Raw genomic sequence first — 18,312 nt, 5'->3', positions numbered from 1 at the left:
TTGCTTTAAAAGAGGTGTATGAAAAAAAGTCCGGCAAAATCATTTTTTGTTTTCTTTGTTTGTTTGCCTCTGTAAATTTTGTCGTTTCACAAAATCGGATAAACGGAAAGGTTATTGACAAAAAGACCGGCGAGCCTGTTCCATATTGTAACATAGCGCTAGGATCATCTTCAACGGGCACAGCGACCAACGAACAAGGCGAGTTCGTAATATCTGTCGAAACATTGCCGGCTTCAATGATATTTTCTCATTTGAATTATAATACTAGTATAGTTGAGGTCTCCAGAAATGCTGATATAACTATTGAGATGACCCCTTCGGAAAATCTGCTAGACGAGATAACCATAATTGCTTCTAAAAAGGACGACTACACACAAGAACTTGTTACAAAGGCATTTCAAAAAGCAAAAGAGAAATCCAACGCAAATAACTACGGAAAAGCATTTTACCGTCAAAAGTCCAAAAATGGAAATAGTTATTCGGAGTTTTCGGAAATTTTCTATGATATTCGATACGGTACAGATGGCATTAAGGACTGGAGTATCCTCGAAGGTCGCTATGCGCTCAAGGAAAGTGCCGTGTTTAACCGAAACTATACCATTTTATCGCGACTCTTAACACCCTTGCAGCCCGATACCGATGAACTTATCTTCCTCTTGCGAGATGATTTTGAAATTTTTTTTAATCTCTCAATCATTGATTTTATTCAATCTGGTGAGAACAAAATTGCTATTATCAACTTCAAACCCTTACAGGCAAATGCAACGCCTACTTTCGAAGGAGAGGTCTTTATCGATACTGAAAGTCATGATATCCTAAAAATAAAAGCGAAACTCTCGAGGGACGATTTGAAGTTAACTCGACTAACCACGGAGAACGGTTCTTGGAAAGACTACGAAATTGCCTATGAAATCATCTATAAAAAAGATAGTGCCTCAATTTTAGATTATATCAAAGTAGATCAAGCTTTTGATTACTATAGAAACGACAGTTTGCAATATCACACCGCCACGACTTCATCTTTGGTTTTCTTCGAACATTACACCCCAACTTCACGCAAAAAGTTAGGCGGCAGACTCAAAAGGAACCAGAGCGATTGGGATAAACTGGACGACATTGGATACAATCAAGAATTCTGGGCCAACAACCCAATCGTCAAACGAACCCCGATAGAAGAAGAAATCATCTCCTCTTTTGAAAAGGACATGGCCTTCAACTCGATTTTTTTGAACAGTGCCGAAAACATCGGGGTGATGGACTCGGATATTTCACAGGATAGGTTCATTCAGGAATTGTCGGAAAAAATGAATCGCTACAACCAACGTAATGTCCTTGAAAAGGTATACCTACATACAGACAGAGATATTTTTATAGAAGGGGAAGAACTGTGGTATAGCGCCTACTCAACCCTAGGAAGCTTCTTGGAATATAATCCGGCCAGCAAAGTACTTCATGTAGACCTAATTGGGTCAAATAAAGCCATTTTAAAATCTCAGACCCATGAATTGGTCAACGGAAGGTCATACGGATCATTAAAAATTCCTAAAAACATCCCAAAAGGCAATTATCAACTACGAGCCTATACTGATTGGATGCAAAACTTTGACCCTGATTTCTTCTACACGAAAATAATCAAGGTCACCGGAGATTCAGGGAAACAAACTGGGCTTGAAGCCACGAATAGTATAGACCTTCAGTTTTTCCCCGAAGGAGGATATGCTGTTGCGAACCTTCCCATAAAAATGGCTTTTAAGGCGGTTGGAAGTAATGGTCTTGGTAAAGATATAAAAGGCCATATCGAAGACTCGCAGGGAAAAGTTTTGAACCAATTCAATACTTTGGAAAACGGGGCTGGCTTTTTCCAATTACTTCCAAAAAAAGGGGAACAATATACCGCAGTACTTGATGATGGTCGACAATTTCCATTACCGAAAGTTTTGGATGAGGGATATTCCTTATCCATTAACAATTCAAGTGAAAACAGTATAAAGGTTACTGTCTCCGCTAGCGAAAATTTAAAAAACAAGGCATTCTATATTATTGGAAGTCTTCGAAATAAGAAATACTATCAGGGAAAATTTGAATTTGGCATTCGCCCGACCCTTTCTTTTGACATTCCCAAAACTAAAATTCCAAGCGGTGTTTTGACCCTTACGCTTTTTGACGAAGAAAGAAAACCTTGGTGCGAACGTGCACTTTTCATCAATAACCAAGATGAGTTGGTGATTCGCGCCAAAATTACACCATCAAAACTTGAGAAAAGGGGTAAAATCACCCTTAACGTTAATGTCACCGATACCGATGGCCGACCGATTTCGACCGAAATGTCGGTAGCTGTTACCGATACCGAACAATCCTTAAAAAGTTCGACTTCTTCGAATATTCTGACCCATCTGTTGTTGGAATCCGAAGTAAAGGGCCATATCGAAAATCCGGGATTGCTTTTTAAAGACCAAACGAGAAGTACGTTGAACCGATTGGATCTTGTGATGATGACCCACGGTTGGCGCAAGTTCGTTTGGCCAGAGCTTTGGCAAGAAGATATGGCCCAAAAAGAATTTTCATTTTCACAAGGGCTAAAGATCTCAGGTACTGCCTATAAGGCAAAGAATCGACCTTTGGTCAATAGTGTTCTTTCCGTTTTTACCAAATCTAGCGAAGAAACGAAACTTTATACGACGACGACTGATGAAAAAGGAAAGTTTCTTATTGAGAATCTAAACCTAAAGGATAGTGTAAAGCTTGTATTCAATGCTCAAAACGAAAAAGCGAAACCCATTGAAATTGCCGTTGAACTGGATGAAAGAACATATAAAGCCCCGAAACCCGAATTCAAAACCCTGATGCCTTTTGAAGCCCAAGAAGACGATACCTTTTTAGAATTCGCTGCCGCACGGTCGAAAATGGACTCACTGTTCTCATTTGATAATACCACAATGTTAGATGAGGTCACAGTAGCAGCCGATAGAATCGATAAGGCCACGGCGCCATTGCCTTCGGTTGCCGGTATTCTACCTGACGTCACAATTTATTCTGAAGACAAAGAACCTTTAAATGATATTTTCCAACTTTTAAGTGGGATTGCGGGAATTCGCGTCTCCGGCACTGGAATGGATAGGAGAATCAGTATAAGGAACGGAGGTAATCCATTGTGGCTAATAGACGGAGTACAACAATTTGAGGCCACATCGGCCCAAATGCCCACGTCGGTCCCGGCGCTACAAAGCGGGGGATTGGGAGAACAACCTCGAAGTGGGCTTAGCGGTTCAGGCATAGCAACAGCAGAATCACCGATACCAGGTTCTGTTCTTAGTTTGGATGTTCGGTCTATTGAACGTATCGAAGTCTTGAAAGGAGGTACGGCTGCCATGATCTCTGCGCTACAAGGTCAGAGCGGCATAATCTTGATTTATACGAAACAAGGATATTACTCCACGCCCGAGAAAATTACTTTGCCTCAGGTAACTGTTTTGGGGCATGCAGCGGCAAAAACGTTTTACGCTCCAAAATATGATGTGAAATTAGACCGCCATGAAGCCCCTGACTATCGAGCCACTTTATATTGGAACCCGAGCATTAACACTGATGAAAATGGCAATGCCAAAGTTGAGTTTTTTAATTCGGATGCCGCAAAAGAAATTCAGGTATCCATTGAGGGGTTGTCACAGTCTGGTATTCCGGGAAGTTATTTGGAGACCTTTGGCAACTAAAATCTGTTTGATTTTAACAATTTAGCTACGTCCTATTTCAATGTTTTCTTTGTAAATTAGGTACATGTGGATATTCGAAGGTGGCTTATTTTTTCTTTTGGTCTTGATTTGTATTCCTATGCATGGAATTACTTCGAACACCCCGGCAGAATCGACCGTATTGAGTTTTTACCAAGAACAAGACCCCATATTACCATCTAAGACTTCGAAAGATCCTTTTATAAACCGACTCAATAGCAAAACGAGCCGTCACAACCAATACAACCCAATTGAAAAGGTATTCCTCCATACCGATAAAAATATGTTTGCGTCGGGGGAAACTGTTTGGTACAGCGCATATGTGGTCACCGGGCCTCTTCATCGATACACCTATTCCAGCAAGGTAGTGCATGTAGACTTGATAGGCCCAGATGGAGAAATCGCAGTATCACAGACCCATCAGTTAGTTAATGGAAAAAGCTCGGGCGCTCTTAAAATACCAAAGTATTTGTCAGAAGGCGATTGTCAATTGCGATCGTATACCCAATGGATGCGAAATTACGATGCGGATTTTTTCTTTACCAAAGAATTGAGCATTGTAAATACGCAAAACAATCAAGATGTCACGCTGGTGATGGAGGATAGAATCGACCTGCAGTTCTTTCCAGAAGGCGGTCATATGGTGGCCGATCTACCCAGCAAGGTCTCTTTCAAGGCTATCGGAAGCGATGGCCTGCCAAGAAAGGTAAGCGGCAAAATATTGAATTCAGCAGGGGTTACGGTAGCGACTTTGGGTACTTTCGACCGTGGTTCGGGCTTCTTTCAATTGACTCCAAAAAAAGACGAACGCTATTTAGCAGAGCTCGATGACGGCACACAATATTCGTTGCCTGAGATTCTTGATATGGGCTACACTATCTCGGTCAACAACCTGAACGAAAAAGCGATAAGAGTATTCGTTCAGGCAAGCGAGCAATTGCGCAACAAGCCTTTTTATATCGTGGGGTATTTGCGTCAAAGAAACTACTTCACTAGCAAGTTCGAATTTGACCGAGACCAAACATTGAAGCTCGAAGTCCCAAAGGCCGACATGCCTGCAGGTGTTTTGACCCTGACCCTTTTTGATCTTTATAATAAACCTTGGTGCGAAAGGCCCATCTTCATTAACCATCAAGAAGAATTGGTCATAAGCACCAAGATAAACACCAATAAATTTGTAAAAGGGGGAAGGTAACACTTGGCATCAATGTGACCGATCACGAAGGAAAACCCATTGCCACAAACCTATCGTTGGCAACTACCGATGCTGGACAGGTAAAAAAAGATCGAGGTTCTAGTACCATTTTGAGCCATTTCTTATTGGAGTCCGATATTAAGGGCAATATCGTTGATCCGGGACTTCTTTTCAAAGACCAAAATCGACCTCGCTATGCTCACGAACGGATGGCGAAAATACCATTGGCCGGAAGTTTGGAAAGATGTAAAACCGACCAAGGAATTTCCGTTCGCCGAAGGGCTTACCGTATCAGGAAAGGCTTTCAATACCAAAGAGAAACCCATGCCGAACGCGACCTTGAATGTCATGGCCAAAGCAGGGGAGAAATTGGGCATGTTCTCGGCCAAGACCGATCTTGATGGTAGGTTTTCGATTCCCGATTTTAATTACAACGGGGAAACTGAAGTGGTTTTTAATGCCCTTGATTATAAGGATAACGCTGTGGATGTTAAAGTTAATCTAGACCCGCAGAAAATAGAAGTGCCGTCTGCCCGGTTCAAGAGCCCCATCTTAAAACAAACGGATGAATTGGAAGGTTATGGAACCCACTCCGTGGCCCGTAGCAGAATGGAAGCCCTTTACGAAACCAATAAGGTCACCAAGCTTGACGAGGTAGTAGTGACCGAAATGAAAAAGGAAAAAGCAGAAGACAAACGGAACCCGTTTTTGGGATGGAACCCGATTATACCCTGTATTCAGAAGACCATATTGCTATGCAGACCGTTTTACAAATGGTCCAGTTATTCCCTGGAGTAATAGTTATGGGAGATAATAGAAGGAGGATAGTGACGATTATGAGTGGAGGTGCGCCGCTTTGGGTATTGAACGGTGTAGCCATATCGAACTCTGGCTCCGGAGGCTTTGGAGAAGTCGGTATGGGTGGGGCAGTACCTGCCATAATCGAGAACATGCTCATCTTTGATGTTGAGCGCCTGGAAATTTTAAAGCCACCTAGGTCGGCTATCTGGGGGGCACGGGGTGCTGGTGGGGTTATTCTCGTTTACACCAAAAAAGGAGAGGGCCGAACCTATAACCCTGTACTTTCACCTGAATTTTCGATTGCGGGACATGCCTTTGCCAAAGAATTCTATTCGCCCAAATATGATGTGGAGGATGACAGACATAAAGCTCCAGACTATCGGGCAACCTTGTACTGGAACCCCAATATCATAACCGACGAAAACGGGAACGCCAAAGTCGAATTTTTCAATTCAGATACGGCAATAGAAATACAGGTGTCGATAGAGGGCCTATCGGAAAACGGGATCCCGGGAACGTATTTGGAAACTTTTGGTGCTGAAAACCAACCTCAACGATAATTTGCTCTTTTTTTATGAAAAAGACTATTCGGTTGGTTCGATTATTCCACCTGCTGTTTTAGCAATAAGATATCTCCTTTAATTGAAACATTTTATCGATGAACAACTATTCGCAAGGCTTTTGGAAGCATTGCCACAATACTACCGACCAATTGGTCTGAAAATTATCAGATCGCCTCGAACAATTTCCCCGGCAATGGACGAATTACTCCCTTCATTTCCATATTAAGCAGGGTAGACGAAACCCTGAAAATCGGTAGTTTACATTCAAGAGCGATACTATCCAACAATTGTTTCCCATCTTTTTGTAAATAGGAGTAAATTGATTGTTCGGTATCGTCCAATTCTATAAAGAGTTGCTTCTGCAGTGTTTTGGATTCCGCTTTCTCAACTTCCCATCCCAAAAGATAGACCAAGTCGGCAGCCGAGGTCAGCATCTGGGCTTTTTGTTGTTTGATAAGGTTGTTGCATCCCGCACTGAATTTGTCCTCCGCCCTTCCCGGAACGGCAAACACATCTCGATTGTAGCTATTGGCAATATCTGCGGTAACCAGACTTCCACCTCTTTCGGCGGATTCTATAACGACGGTCGCTTCGCTCATTCCGGCAATAATGCGATTGCGCTTTAAGAAATTTTCGCGGTCGGGATTGCTGGTGCTCCAAAATTCGGTCAAAAAACCTCCATTCCTTTCAACATCCGAAACATATTTCGCATGAACTTTTGGATATATCTGATTCAACCCATGTGCAAGACATCCTATAGTTTGAAGCCCATGCTTAATAGCAGCTTTTTGGGCACAGATATCGACGCCATAGGCAAAACCGCTAACTATAATGGGATCTAAAGGGGCTATTTCTTCAATAAAGCGTTCGCAAAAGGCCATACCATAACTTGTGATATTACGCGTTCCAACAAGACTGATGATTCTACGGCCGGTTAAATCTATATTACCTCTTCTAAAAAGTAAAGTAGGACTATCGATACAATGTTTCAAATAAGCAGGATAATCTTCTTCCATAAAATAGGAATAGCCTAGGTTATTCCTCTGAATGTACTCATACTCCTGTTGAGCGGCCTCTAGATGTTCGGTATCGTAAAGCCCGTGAAGGGTATAAGTACCTATCCCGTCAATTTTTAGCAGTTGCTGCCGTTTATCCTTAAAAACAGCCATCGGCCCACCGCAGTGCGAAATCAATTTTTTAGCGATCACATCGCCGATATTAGGAATGTTCTGCAGTCGCAGAAGGGCAATCAATTCGTCTTCAGAGAGTTGTGAATCGCTCATAGTTATCCACAAAATACATAAAATTTAATGTTAATAAAAAGTTACGTTCGGGGTTTTGAACCGTCCGATTTTTTCCAATATTTGTCGATATGGCCTTAGAACACTATATCGCCGAATTATTGTATCGTTACAACTGTGTGGTCGTCCCCGATTTTGGTGCTTTTTTGACGCAAACCAAATCTGCGGTCATCGATACCAATGCCAATACTTTTTATCCTCCATCTAAATCGCTTTCGTTCAACGCTCAATTGACCTCGAATGATGGCCTATTGGTGTCTTATATGGCAGAGGCGGAAAAAGTATCTTATGAGGAGATGTTGGCCAAACTGAACGACTTTGTCAAAACTTGGAAAGGGCAACTGATTCAAGGAGAGCATTTGACATTAGCCAATATCGGGAAGCTTTTTTTGAACAGCGATGCTAAAATCGTATTTCAACCTTCGGACAAGGTGAACTATTTGACCTCTTCGTTCGGACTTCCATCGTTTGTGTCGGCCCCTGTAATGCGGGAAGTATTGAAAGAAGAAGTTTTGGCGATGGAAGAACGTATTCCGTTCATCATAACACCGGAACAAAAAGAGCATTCTGAATTTACACTTCGGCCCTATCTAAAATATGCGGCTATTTTTCTTTTGGCCGTTTCTACGGGATTAACAGGACTACGCTTTTACAACGAAACCGTAAATGCCCAACAACTCGCTCAAGAGGAGGCTCAACAAAAAGTTTCGGAACATATTCAGGAGGCAACCTTCTTTGATGCAAAACCCATAGAACTGCCCACGGTCAATTTGGATGTCATTACCAAAAAGAAGCATGTCGCCACCCACCATATCGTGGCAGGAGCATTTCGCTTCAGGAAAAATGCCGATAAGAAAATCGGTCAGTTAAAACGACGAGGCTTCGAAGCCGAATATTTGGGCACCAATGATCATGGTCTTCATGTGGTGACCTACAGCCGCTATACAGATGCCCAAAAAGCGCTACGAGAACTACGTAAAATCAAGATTACGCAGTCGAAGGATGCTTGGCTGCTTTCAAAAAAATAAAAGCGCATCCGGCTTTTCTCCTTATATATTGCTCGTATCTTTGCCGAAAATTTGCGATATGGAAGCCAAAAATCCCAAAGACTCAAGAACTGTAATGACCGATATGGTACTCCCAAGCGAGACCAACCCCTTGAATAACCTTTTCGGGGGAGAACTTTTAGCACGAATGGATCGTGCGGCCAGCATTGCGGCACGCCGTCATAGCCGGCGCATTACGGTTACCGCATCGGTTAACCATGTTGCCTTCAATCAAGCAGTTCCGTTAGGCAGTGTAGTTACTGTAGAAGCAGCTGTTTCAAGAGCCTTCAATACTTCAATGGAAGTATATATCGATGTTTGGATGGAAGATCGCTACAATGGCAAACGGACCAAAGCCAATGAAGCCATATATACTTTCGTCGCCGTTGACGAAACTGGAAAACCTACCGAAGTACCTTCACTTCAGCCCGAAACCGAACTTGAAAAAGAGCGCTTTGCTGGTGCCTTGAGAAGAAAACAGCTAAGTCTTGTACTTGCGGGCAAAATGAAACCAAGCGCAGCTACGGAACTACGAGCTTTATTTATGGGCTAGGTTATAGGTTACTAAAACTCAAAGTTATTGGGGTCAGGCCCAATACGTTCCCCTCTATCAAAACTATCGAGATAGGCTACCTCTTTATTCGATAATTCAAAATCAAAGATATCGGCATTAGAATTAATTCTATCAGCCTTGGTAGACTTGGGTATAGTAACTATCCCCTTTTGCAAATTCCAACGGAGTATGATTTGCGCGGGTGTTTTACCATAGTTTCGTGCTAACTCATCACAAATATCCAATGTGAAAAGTTTTCCTTGCATAAAAGGTGACCAAGCTTCATATTGTATGTTTTTACTTTCGCAAAAATCAATAAGACCTTGTTGCACAACATAAGGGTGGAATTCCATTTGGTTGACCATAGGAACAATTTTAGCAACTTCTAGAACATCTTCAAGGTGGTGCCGCATGAAATTGCTGACCCCTATGGCACGAATACGTTTTTCATGATATAATTTTTCAAGCGCTCGCCATGTGCCCTTGTATTTTCCGGGTACTGGCCAATGAATTAGGTAAAGATCTAAATAGTCTGTATTAAGTCGTTTTAAGCTCGCTTCAAATGCCTTCAACGTACTTTCATAACCTTGATCATCATTCCAAACCTTACTTACCAAAAAAATAGCCTCACGAGCTACACTACTTTCGTTGATTCCTTTTCCCACACCCTTTTCGTTACCATATACCGAAGCCGTATCGATATGACGATACCCTATTTCCAAGGCGTATTTAACGGCATCAATCACTTCTTGATCATTATCGGATTGATAGGTTCCGAGCCCCAAATAAGGCATTTGGATTCCGTTATGGAGTGTAAATGTGCCTTTGATATCTGAAATCTTGTCCATACTATTCCTTATAATTGATAGACCCATTCCTCAGGGTTCAGCTTATCGGTATTTTGATGAAGGTAGAACTTTAGGCGCGTCTGACCATTAGACCGATTGGTATAAATATCACCCAATTCGGTTTTGGCCTCCACGATATCTCCCTTTTTGACGTAGATATTCGACAAGTTATAATAGGTGCTTATGAAATTTCCATGCTTTAACTGAACGGCCTTGTTTCCACCCGGAACGGAAATTATGGCCAATACCTCTCCTTTAAAAATCGCCCTGGCCTTTGCGCCTTCATCCGTAGCTATGATGACTCCGTTACTTTCATGTTTTATTCCAGGATAAACGGCGTCCCTATAAATTCCAAAACCTTGGCTTTTGATACCTTTTTCCACGGGCCAGATCAGCTTACCCTTATTTGCCGAAAAGTTGTTGGCGACAATGGTCGCTTCGGGAGTCAAAAAGAACCTGGACGTATCACTCGTATTTGTCTTGTCGGATTCTTTGTTCGCGGCAGCTATGGCCTCTCGGATCAATTTTTCAAGCTGTTTGTCAATTTCTTTGGCCTCGCGTTCCTTTTTTTCAATGGCGGACGCATAATCGCTTTCGTTTTTTCTAATGGTTACCAATAAATCTTTCTGGCTCTTGATTTCCTCCATCAGCTCCGCCTTGGCTTTTTTGTTCTGTACTATCAAAACTTCCTTAACCTTGCGTTCTTCGGTCAGGTTTTTGTTCAAACGGGCCAGATCATCGGTCTTTTCCATAATCTGCTCCCCCTGTTTTTTTCTGAACTTGGTATATTGCTTCATATACTGAAGCCTTTTAAAAGCTTGATAAAAATTTTCGGAGGATAATAAGAACATCAGCCGACTTTGCTTCGACTTGTTCTGATACGACTTTTGGATCATATTGCCGTACTCTTTCTTCAAGGTCTCCAAATCTTCCCGCAGTTTGGAAATGTTACGTATGTTCGCATTGATCTGCCGGTTCAAAAGATTCGATTGTTGGTTGGTGACGCGAATCAATTGTTGGCGTACGTTTATTTTTTGATCAAGAGCTTCCATTTGATCCAAAACATTGCCTTTTTCTTTTTCCTGCGCAAAAAGCAATCTATTGATGTCCCGTATTTCTGATTGGAGTCGTTCTCGTTTTGCTTCGAGTGCCTTTTGTTCATCAGTCTGGGCAAAAACAGCCTGAACCATCAGAAGGGCTAAAATCAATAACCATCGGCTTTGATATGTTTTCTTAAATATCATTCTTGCTCAAAACAATTTCGTCGTAGCCATTGGGAATCTTGTAAGGAAAGTTTACCGGTTCATCAAACTGCATATTTCGATACTCTAAGTTGATTGTATTTCTGTTCGTTCCTTCGGTCGCTAAAATATATACTTCGTTCGGCAGGATCCATTTATTGATTTTCTGGTAGTTTTTATAGTTGATATTCAACAATCTCTTTTGAGAGGGCTGTGACAACTGTTGGGAAGCCATTTTAAAGTTCTTAGGTTCGATTTCGAAAAGTATCTTGAAAAGTTCAATAGGTACTTTTGGCTTCAAAAGATAGGTCTCACCTGTTGAGGTAACCGAATATTTTGCCTTGCGTAAATCGAATAGTGCCTCACCTAACAGCAAATTCTGTACTTTTTTAAAATCGAGTTCGGTACCCAAGAGTTGGGTAAGGTATGTAAAATCACCATCGAAATAGGTGTTCTCGAGTTTGTTGTAAAAGGATACTCTATCAGGAGTAATATAGGCCTTAACAATGCCTAAGGGAGCGCTCATCCAGATTGCCTCGTCTTTTTTCATGCGAAGACTAACCCCAACAGATTGTGCGTCATCTCCATCTGAATACTCAATTTTAATTTTGCCAGTTATAGTCTTGAAGTCAAGTTGATTTTGATAGTGGGTTTTAATCAGGTTCTTGGCGGAGATATTGGCATCGAGCGTGCCATCGGAAATAATTTTCTTCGATTTACATGAAGAGGCCAAAAACAAAAAAGCACCGAGAACCAGAAAGCGCAGTGCAAATCGAGGTACGTTCATCATAGCTAAAATCCGGGTTTGACCTTACGAAGATACATATTTGCCTTCGAAGTATTATTTGTCGCCGTGTAGGCATCAGCGAGTTGTTGATAGATTTTATTGGCTAATGACGGGTCATCCAACAGATAATCCAGAGCTGCCTCAAGAACTTCAATGGCCTCTTTATGCTTTTTCTTTTTGTTCAATGCATAGCCCCGCGCATAATAGAAAAAAGGCAGCGAGGGATAAATCTCCAAAGCTTCAGCAGACAGTTGATCTAAAATGCCAAGGTTATTGCCTCTTATAAAACCTTCAATTCTCACTTTGTAATCATCTAATGGATTCGAAGAGCCCTCATTCGTAACAGAGAAACTGACCGATCGGCTTTTTTCTTCTTGTTCTCTATTTTCGATGGAGTCATTGATCTTTGAGGAAAGTTCTTTTGTAAACGAAGAGCCTTTTATACCTTTCAATACTTTCAAAGCCTCCTCATAATTGCTTTTCTTAAAATAGATTAAAGCCAGATTTTCTTGAAGCTTGACATTATCCATAGGGATTTTTGATTTCACGTCTTCAATAGAACTGCCCTGGTTTTGCAATATGTTCACCAAAGTGTTTAAATACCATAGGTTTGCTGGCTCGGAAAGTACGGCTTCAACGGCATGGCCTTGGGCCGAAATGAATTGATTATCCTCAAAATAGGCTTTAGCAAGTTCATGATCAACCACACTGTTTGCATCATCCAACTGCTTGCATTCCAACAACAAATTGATGGCCTTGTCATGGTTTTCGATTCCTTTTTGTTTCAAGGCCTCGAAAAATTTTTCTTGAAATTCATCGGAATAATCCTCTAAGAAGACTTCGGCACTGGGTTCTAGACTGATTTCTGGTTGATCTTCTTGGGCATAGGTGTGAATCTGGAACAATAATACTCCAAAAACAATTAGAATTATATGCCCTATTTTCTTCATAATTTTTACTTCGTTCCCGTACTCCCGAAACCACCTTCGCCCCTAGAGGTTTCCGACAACTCTTCCACCTCGATCCATTCGGCCCTTTCGTGCTTGGCAATTACCAATTGGGCTACCCGTTCCCCGTTTTCAATCGTAAACGCTTCATTGGACAGGTTCACAAGAATCACACCAATCTCTCCTCTATAATCGGCATCGATGGTGCCCGGGGCATTGAGTACCGTAATTCCTTTTTTGGCGGCAAGGCCACTACGTGGTCGTACTTGGGCCTCAAAACCCACTGGAAGCTCAATAAAAAGTCCGGTTTTAATGATGGCCCGCCCTAAAGGTTGTAACGTAACGGATTCCGATATATTGGCGCGCAGATCCATTCCCGCTGAGGCGTTCGTCTCATAGTGTGGCAATAGGTGCGATGATTTGTTGATGATCTTGATGTTCATAGTTCTTTATTTGGTTGGATAATGGATTCTCGAAGCGGGGAGACATTAAGCATCCAACACCCCACTTCCATCCCAATTTAACCCTTTCGCTTTAAAAATATCCTTTTCAGCATGTCGCTTTCAAGTTTGTACACCATTCCGAGAAACATTAAAAGTAATACGATTCCGATAATTAAATTCCTATCAAAAACATAAAATGACAGGGCGGAGAAAAAAATGGATATCCCAAGATAAAAAACGATTTTTCTAAAATTATAAGGTACAGGATAACGCGACCTTCCCAGATAGTATGATAACATCATCATGCTACCATACGCCAAGACCGTTGCAATGGCCGAAGCCATATAACCGATTTTAGGGATAAACATATAATTTATACCGATAGTTATAATCGCTCCGACGACCGATATAAAAGCCCCGAAGCGGGTTTTGTCGGTAACTTTGTACCAAACCGAAAGGTTGTGATAGATGCCTAGAAAAAAGCTGGCAAGAACAATTAGGGGGACGATGTCCATAGCATCCCAATAGGCTTCGTCACGGACAAAAAGTACTTTAAGGACATCGGCAAAAACGACGACGGACAGGAAAATAATACTTCCTAAAATCACGAAATAATTGGTAATCTGGGCATACGCCTTCTGAGGATTCTCAGTGCCGGCATGGCTGAAGAAAAAGGTTCTATTCCCATACGGAAAGCCGTCGCGAAAAGGGTCATAAAAAGGCCCAGTTTATAGCAGGCCGAATATTTTCCGACCTCGCTCTCGGCAATCGCTTCAGGAAGTAGCTTTTCCAACAAAATGCGATCAAATACTTCGTTTATGGTAAACGCAATACCGGCCACGAGTACGGGCCAACCATATTTCATCATCCGCTTCCATAGGGCTTTATCAAAAACGTACTTTGTGCGGAGATATAATTTCAGCATCAGCAATAAGGTAATGGCACTGGCAATCAGGTTCGAAATAAAAATATAAGAGATTTCGAAATCGGGGCGGTACATCCATCCAAATATGGAATCAGGATTCTCACTGACCATTTTAGGCAATAGTAAAAGAAAGAAGAGATTCAATCCTAGATTCACAACAACATTCAAGATCTTGACCACAGCATAGTTCATAGGCTTTTCAGTGGCCCGAAGCCATGCAAAAGGGATGATTACCAAGGCATCCAGTGCCAAAATGTAGACTACATAGCGAATGTATCTGACCTCGATGTCGGTAACTGAAGCTATTGAATTTTGAAATAGAAGGGCAATAAAAGCGAATCCCAAGGAAGTCATCAAAATCGATATTAATGACGTCGAAACCACTTTTTCCTTGTCGTCCGTACCGTTATAAAACCGAAAAAAGCGGTTTCCATTCCATAGGCCAGGAGCACGTTGAAGATTGCGAACCAAGCAAAGATGATACTCACTTCTCCATACAGTCCTGGTGCCATGACGGCCGTATATACTGGGACTAACAGAAATGACAGCATTCGGGGCAGCACCGTTGCCAGACCGTAGATGGCCGTTTGCTTAAAGAGTTTTTTGAGCGGATTCAATAATGCTGAGGTTAAGGGCTAAAATTAGACATTTATACCCTTGCAACAAAGTTTTGTTGCACTCGCGACCTTGTCGGTGACCTAATCTTTCAGTTCTCGAAGTAACGAAAGTTCTTTACGTATTTGCTTTATGATGAAAAGACCCAAAACCAGTAACAGAACCATCGAAGAAACGACGATATAGGTATAAAAACCAGCGGACAAGCTCGCTTTAAAGGAGGGCAAGAGCATTAGAAAACCAATACAATACGCCAGAATCACAATCGGCGTAACCAAATAATGGACCTTCTGACGCTGCTTATAATACGAAAGCAAACGTTGCCTAAAAACAACGGCGTCTTCGGTAACATCCATTTTTTTAATGTTCCTGATGCTTATCGCTTCCAAGACTATTCGAACGGTCAATGCCCCAACCATCAAAAACAGACCCATGGTAACCGTTCGGTAATTGTACGCCGCTACATAAAAGAAAAATCCGATGAGTAAGAGGGCCGTTATCGATAGAATGATATTTGTAATCCGTTGTCCCATTTTTAGGAACGTTATTTTTTCAATAATCCTATTTGGCCCGTCCTGTGGGACTTCCGGTTGGGATTGGCCTTGCCAATCCTTTTTTAACTCATCGAATGTTTTCATGCTGCACACATTTGGTTAAACCTTGTTTTATACGATGTACACGAACGCGAATGGCTTCATGGGAAACCCCTATAATCTTCGCTATTTCAATTTGAGGAAGGCCCTCAAGTTCCAATAGAATAATACTTCTGCTTTCTTTCGGAAGTTTGTTAATGCAATTGTGCATGCGCTGTAATTGATTCTCCTTGGTTGATGTAAGGTCTTCTTCGGCTTCGGCAATCCGTTCCAAATGGGCCGAGGCTTTCGTGTACTTTTTTTTCCTTAATTCGAGCAGACAAGTGTTGACTGTGATACGATAGACCCAAGTTGAAATATTCGATTCATTTCGAAACGTATGCAGATGCTCCCAGACCTTTATAAAGACCTCTTGGGTCAAGTCGTTGGCAAGTGGTCCATCACCATTGACGTAGCCCTCACAGATACGAACTACCTTATGATAATTTGCTCGGTAAATCGCTTCAAATTGAGAGGCCTTTTCGGTCATTCTCCTACTTTAAATTTTCGGTTAGCTTTTCTAAAAACCATTCGGGTCTGTCGTACATGATGAAATGGGCAGCGCCATCGGCGAATTCCAGGTCGTAGTCTTTCAGGTTCTTATATTGCTCATCATACGTTTTTTGGGCCATTTCTTTTCCATAGGATCTGTTGCCGCCAAAATCATCACGGGAATAGTAATCTTCGATAGGTCTTCCCTCAAGTCCAATTTCAACAAATCGGTATACCCGTAAACATAGGTCTCGCGATCGGACTGTATCATCCAATCCTTGATTTGAGCTTGTTTTTCTTTGTTCAAGGTCATTCCCGCTGCCATTTGGGAAGCCATTTGTCCGAATGAATCTTCATCCATTTCCAACAATTGCTGGTTATATGGATTATCATAGACAATATTTTCACTTTTGAAATTGGGCATCATCAAAGCTCCGGTCGCCGGAAGCGCGTCAACGATAATCAATTTTTGATAGGGACTATTCTCTTCGGAAGCCAACCATAGTGCCAGCGCTCCGCCTAAACTATGGCCTATAATCACAGGGTTTTGGAGGTTTAAACTCTCTACATAAGCTTCAATACCCTCCTTTATTTCTGGAAGCCAAGGTTTTTCAATGGGCGGAACCTCCCCGAAGCCAGCAAAAGTAAATATATGGCATTCGTAGTTTTTCGAAAGTTCGTTTACCGTTTCGTTCCAAACATCGGCGGTACAGGTAAATCCTGGGAAAAGAAGTATGGGTTGTCCCTCACCTTGAACAACCACTTCAAAAGGTCGGTTTTGTGCCTGTGCTCCAATCGCTGTGACAAGCATCAGGCTGATAATTACTTTTTTTAATGTATTCATAAGGATTGTTTTGTGTTATTTTCCTTTTAGATACATTTCAATAAAAATGTTACATGCGCGAGCGGAATTTCTTCTAATAAAGTGGCTAGCCCATAAAAAGCAGTGGATTCAGCTTAGGTCAATTTCATTTTCTTCATCGCCAACATAGCAAAAATAAAGGCCATAAGCAGGAATATTGCGGCTAAGGTATAAGGTGCACCGGGATAGTAGATTGCTCCCTTGGGCCGAATGAAATAATAAAATACTGGAGAGAAAATCAATTGTCCCAGAATAGCGGTAACGCTTACAAGTCCGGTAATCGCACCTTGCAGATTGCCTTGTTCTTTTTCCGATACCTCATTTGAGATAACACTCTGCACGGTTGGCCCGGCAATTCCGCCCAGCGCATACGGAATCAAAAAGGCGTACAACATCCAAGGTTCTGTCGCTATGGAAAATAGGAACATGCCAACGGTCCACAAAAGAAATCCGATTATAATGACCTTTCTTCTACCAAATTTCCTGGTAAACACGCCTACCAGAAATCCTTGGACAATGGCCACCAGTAGGCCTACTACCATTAGTGAAATTCCGATTTCCTTCGGACTCCAATCATAACGCTCAATACCATAATACGACCAAGTGGAAGGCAAGGCCTGGCCCGCCAGATTCGCCAAAAAGAAGGCAAAAATAAACAATAGGACTCCCTTGTAATTCCGAAGACTGACCAAAGAAACCCCGGGAATCATTTTCAAAAAATTGATTGGTCGCCGATTTTCAGGTACCAATGATTCCGGAACGAAAAATAATCCGAAAAGAAAATTGGCAAACGTCAATCCCGCTGCGATATAAAAGGGAAGACGAATATTGATTTCACCAAAAAATCCGCCGATTCCTGGTCCAATGATAAATCCCAACCCAAAGGCGGCCCCGATCAAACCAAAATTCTTTGCCTTGTTCTCTTTGGTACTGATATCGGCAATATAAGCGGAGGCAACCGTAAAGCTGGCCCCCGTAATCCCTGCAAGGAACCGGCCAACGAACAACCACATTATTGTAGGGGCCCACGCATGGATAAGATAATCAACACTTAATCCGAGCAAGGCAATCAACAAAATTGGGCGGCGACCATATTGATCCGAAATCTCTCCCAAAACAGGCGAAAACAAAAACTGCATGCCTGCAAAGGCAGTTGTCAACCACATGCCATAAATGACCGCCATATCAATGCCTTCCCCTGTTAGTTCCATAATCAAATCCGGTATGATGGGAAGAATGATACCGATGCCGATGACATCGACCAAAATCGTTATAAATATGAAAAGTAAAGCCGTCTTGTTGGTTTGCATAGGAGCGGCAAAAATCGGATAAA

General features: G+C 42.0%; 16 protein-coding genes and 1 pseudogene. 6 read left to right on the top strand and 11 right to left on the bottom strand.

What is annotated here, in order from left to right; translation table 11 throughout:
- Positions 1 to 14: 14 nt before the first annotated feature.
- The 4 genes from N8A86_RS08945 to N8A86_RS08930 all read left to right on the top strand — a co-directional run bounded on the left by N8A86_RS08945 (position 15) and on the right by N8A86_RS08930 (position 6,284).
- Positions 15 to 3,710, top strand: coding sequence for a TonB-dependent receptor (locus N8A86_RS08945; protein ID WP_273568736.1), 3,696 nt, complete (start codon positions 15 to 17; stop codon positions 3,708 to 3,710).
- Positions 3,711 to 3,774: 64 nt separating this feature from the next.
- The gene (locus N8A86_RS08940; protein ID WP_273568735.1) at positions 3,775 to 4,923 is read left to right on the top strand and encodes a hypothetical protein; all 1,149 of its coding nucleotides are present in this window, start codon (positions 3,775 to 3,777) and stop codon (positions 4,921 to 4,923) included.
- Positions 4,924 to 5,118: 195 nt separating this feature from the next.
- Positions 5,119 to 5,721, top strand: coding sequence for a carboxypeptidase-like regulatory domain-containing protein (locus N8A86_RS08935; RefSeq protein WP_273568734.1), 603 nt, complete (start codon positions 5,119 to 5,121; stop codon positions 5,719 to 5,721).
- The gene (locus N8A86_RS08930; protein WP_273568733.1) at positions 5,697 to 6,284 is read left to right on the top strand and encodes a TonB-dependent receptor; all 588 of its coding nucleotides are present in this window, start codon (positions 5,697 to 5,699) and stop codon (positions 6,282 to 6,284) included. Before N8A86_RS08935 ends, N8A86_RS08930 begins: the two co-directional genes overlap by 25 nt.
- A 167-nt stretch (positions 6,285 to 6,451) precedes the next feature.
- Here N8A86_RS08930 and dprA read toward each other — a convergent pair whose 3' ends face one another.
- Positions 6,452 to 7,570: a DNA-processing protein DprA gene (gene dprA / locus N8A86_RS08925; protein WP_273568732.1), complete on the bottom strand. Its 1,119-nt coding sequence runs from the start codon at positions 7,568 to 7,570 to the stop codon at positions 6,452 to 6,454.
- A gap of 89 nt (positions 7,571 to 7,659) precedes the next feature.
- On the opposite strand from dprA, the gene N8A86_RS08920 reads away from it, so the two are divergent.
- Both N8A86_RS08920 and N8A86_RS08915 read left to right on the top strand, forming a co-directional pair.
- Entirely contained in the window at positions 7,660 to 8,616 is a 957-nt protein-coding gene (locus tag N8A86_RS08920; protein ID WP_273568731.1) for an HU domain-containing protein, read from the top strand.
- Between the two features lie 58 nt (positions 8,617 to 8,674).
- Entirely contained in the window at positions 8,675 to 9,187 is a 513-nt protein-coding gene (locus N8A86_RS08915) for an acyl-CoA thioesterase (RefSeq protein WP_273568730.1), read from the top strand.
- A gap of 11 nt (positions 9,188 to 9,198) precedes the next feature.
- On the opposite strand, the gene N8A86_RS08910 is transcribed toward N8A86_RS08915, so the two are convergent.
- The 10 genes and pseudogenes from N8A86_RS08910 to N8A86_RS08865 form a co-directional block, all read right to left on the bottom strand.
- Positions 9,199 to 10,035 carry an aldo/keto reductase gene (locus N8A86_RS08910; RefSeq protein ID WP_273568729.1) on the bottom strand — a complete coding sequence of 279 codons (837 nt, stop codon included), beginning with the start codon at positions 10,033 to 10,035 and terminating at the stop codon, positions 9,199 to 9,201.
- Positions 10,036 to 10,043: 8 nt separating this feature from the next.
- A complete protein-coding gene (locus tag N8A86_RS08905; RefSeq protein WP_273568728.1) occupies positions 10,044 to 11,279 on the bottom strand; it encodes a murein hydrolase activator EnvC family protein in 1,236 nt (411 codons plus the stop codon).
- On the bottom strand, positions 11,269 to 12,063 hold the full coding sequence (gene lolB1, locus N8A86_RS08900; RefSeq protein WP_273569048.1) for a lipoprotein insertase outer membrane protein LolB1: 795 nt from the start codon (positions 12,061 to 12,063) through the stop codon (positions 11,269 to 11,271). The genes N8A86_RS08905 and lolB1 overlap by 11 nt, the downstream gene beginning before the upstream one ends.
- 5 nt (positions 12,064 to 12,068) lie before the next feature.
- Positions 12,069 to 13,013 (bottom strand): tetratricopeptide repeat protein, encoded by a 945-nt coding sequence (locus N8A86_RS08895; protein WP_273568727.1) that lies wholly within the window; start codon positions 13,011 to 13,013, stop codon positions 12,069 to 12,071.
- Between the two features lie 5 nt (positions 13,014 to 13,018).
- Positions 13,019 to 13,453, bottom strand: a complete 435-nt coding sequence (dut, locus tag N8A86_RS08890) for a dUTP diphosphatase (RefSeq protein ID WP_273568726.1) — start codon at positions 13,451 to 13,453, stop codon at positions 13,019 to 13,021.
- Between the two features lie 77 nt (positions 13,454 to 13,530).
- Positions 13,531 to 14,995 (bottom strand): annotated as a pseudogene (locus N8A86_RS08885) (lipopolysaccharide biosynthesis protein).
- 81 nt (positions 14,996 to 15,076) lie between these two features.
- Entirely contained in the window at positions 15,077 to 15,631 is a 555-nt protein-coding gene (locus tag N8A86_RS08880; protein ID WP_273568725.1) for a hypothetical protein, read from the bottom strand.
- On the bottom strand, positions 15,615 to 16,115 hold the full coding sequence (locus N8A86_RS08875; protein WP_273568724.1) for an RNA polymerase sigma factor: 501 nt from the start codon (positions 16,113 to 16,115) through the stop codon (positions 15,615 to 15,617). Before N8A86_RS08875 ends, N8A86_RS08880 begins: the two co-directional genes overlap by 17 nt.
- Positions 16,116 to 16,217: 102 nt before the next feature.
- On the bottom strand, positions 16,218 to 16,961 hold the full coding sequence (locus N8A86_RS08870) for an alpha/beta fold hydrolase (protein WP_273568723.1): 744 nt from the start codon (positions 16,959 to 16,961) through the stop codon (positions 16,218 to 16,220).
- Positions 16,962 to 17,074: 113 nt separating this feature from the next.
- Entirely contained in the window at positions 17,075 to 18,289 is a 1,215-nt protein-coding gene (locus tag N8A86_RS08865) for a TCR/Tet family MFS transporter (protein ID WP_273568722.1), read from the bottom strand.
- Positions 18,290 to 18,312 lie beyond the last annotated feature (23 nt).

The sequence above is a fragment of the Maribacter halichondriae genome (assembly GCF_027474825.1).
In the GTDB taxonomy this organism is placed as follows: domain Bacteria; phylum Bacteroidota; class Bacteroidia; order Flavobacteriales; family Flavobacteriaceae; genus Meishania; species Meishania halichondriae.
The sequence above is the reverse complement of the archived record's forward strand: the minus strand, read 5'-3'. Positions and strand labels throughout refer to the sequence as shown.

Excerpts from the sequence above, each read along its gene's own strand:
- N8A86_RS08920 (WP_273568731.1), top strand. The coding sequence starts at position 7,660 with ATGGCCTTAGAACACTATATCGCCGAATTATTGTATCGTTACAACTGT.
- N8A86_RS08870 (WP_273568723.1), bottom strand. The coding sequence starts at position 16,961 with ATGAATACATTAAAAAAAGTAATTATCAGCCTGATGCTTGTCACAGCG.
- N8A86_RS08865 (WP_273568722.1), bottom strand. The coding sequence starts at position 18,289 with ATGCAAACCAACAAGACGGCTTTACTTTTCATATTTATAACGATTTTG.
- N8A86_RS08930 (WP_273568733.1), top strand. The coding sequence starts at position 5,697 with ATGGTCCAGTTATTCCCTGGAGTAATAGTTATGGGAGATAATAGAAGG.
- N8A86_RS08875 (WP_273568724.1), bottom strand. The coding sequence starts at position 16,115 with ATGACCGAAAAGGCCTCTCAATTTGAAGCGATTTACCGAGCAAATTAT.
- N8A86_RS08935 (WP_273568734.1), top strand. The coding sequence starts at position 5,119 with ATGCTCACGAACGGATGGCGAAAATACCATTGGCCGGAAGTTTGGAAA.
- dut (WP_273568726.1), bottom strand. The coding sequence starts at position 13,453 with ATGAACATCAAGATCATCAACAAATCATCGCACCTATTGCCACACTAT.
- N8A86_RS08940 (WP_273568735.1), top strand. The coding sequence starts at position 3,775 with ATGTGGATATTCGAAGGTGGCTTATTTTTTCTTTTGGTCTTGATTTGT.
- N8A86_RS08915 (WP_273568730.1), top strand. The coding sequence starts at position 8,675 with ATGGAAGCCAAAAATCCCAAAGACTCAAGAACTGTAATGACCGATATG.
- lolB1 (WP_273569048.1), bottom strand. The coding sequence starts at position 12,063 with ATGAACGTACCTCGATTTGCACTGCGCTTTCTGGTTCTCGGTGCTTTT.
- N8A86_RS08880 (WP_273568725.1), bottom strand. The coding sequence starts at position 15,631 with ATGAAAACATTCGATGAGTTAAAAAAGGATTGGCAAGGCCAATCCCAA.
- dprA (WP_273568732.1), bottom strand. The coding sequence starts at position 7,570 with ATGAGCGATTCACAACTCTCTGAAGACGAATTGATTGCCCTTCTGCGA.
- N8A86_RS08910 (WP_273568729.1), bottom strand. The coding sequence starts at position 10,035 with ATGGACAAGATTTCAGATATCAAAGGCACATTTACACTCCATAACGGA.
- N8A86_RS08905 (WP_273568728.1), bottom strand. The coding sequence starts at position 11,279 with ATGATATTTAAGAAAACATATCAAAGCCGATGGTTATTGATTTTAGCC.
- N8A86_RS08895 (WP_273568727.1), bottom strand. The coding sequence starts at position 13,013 with ATGAAGAAAATAGGGCATATAATTCTAATTGTTTTTGGAGTATTATTG.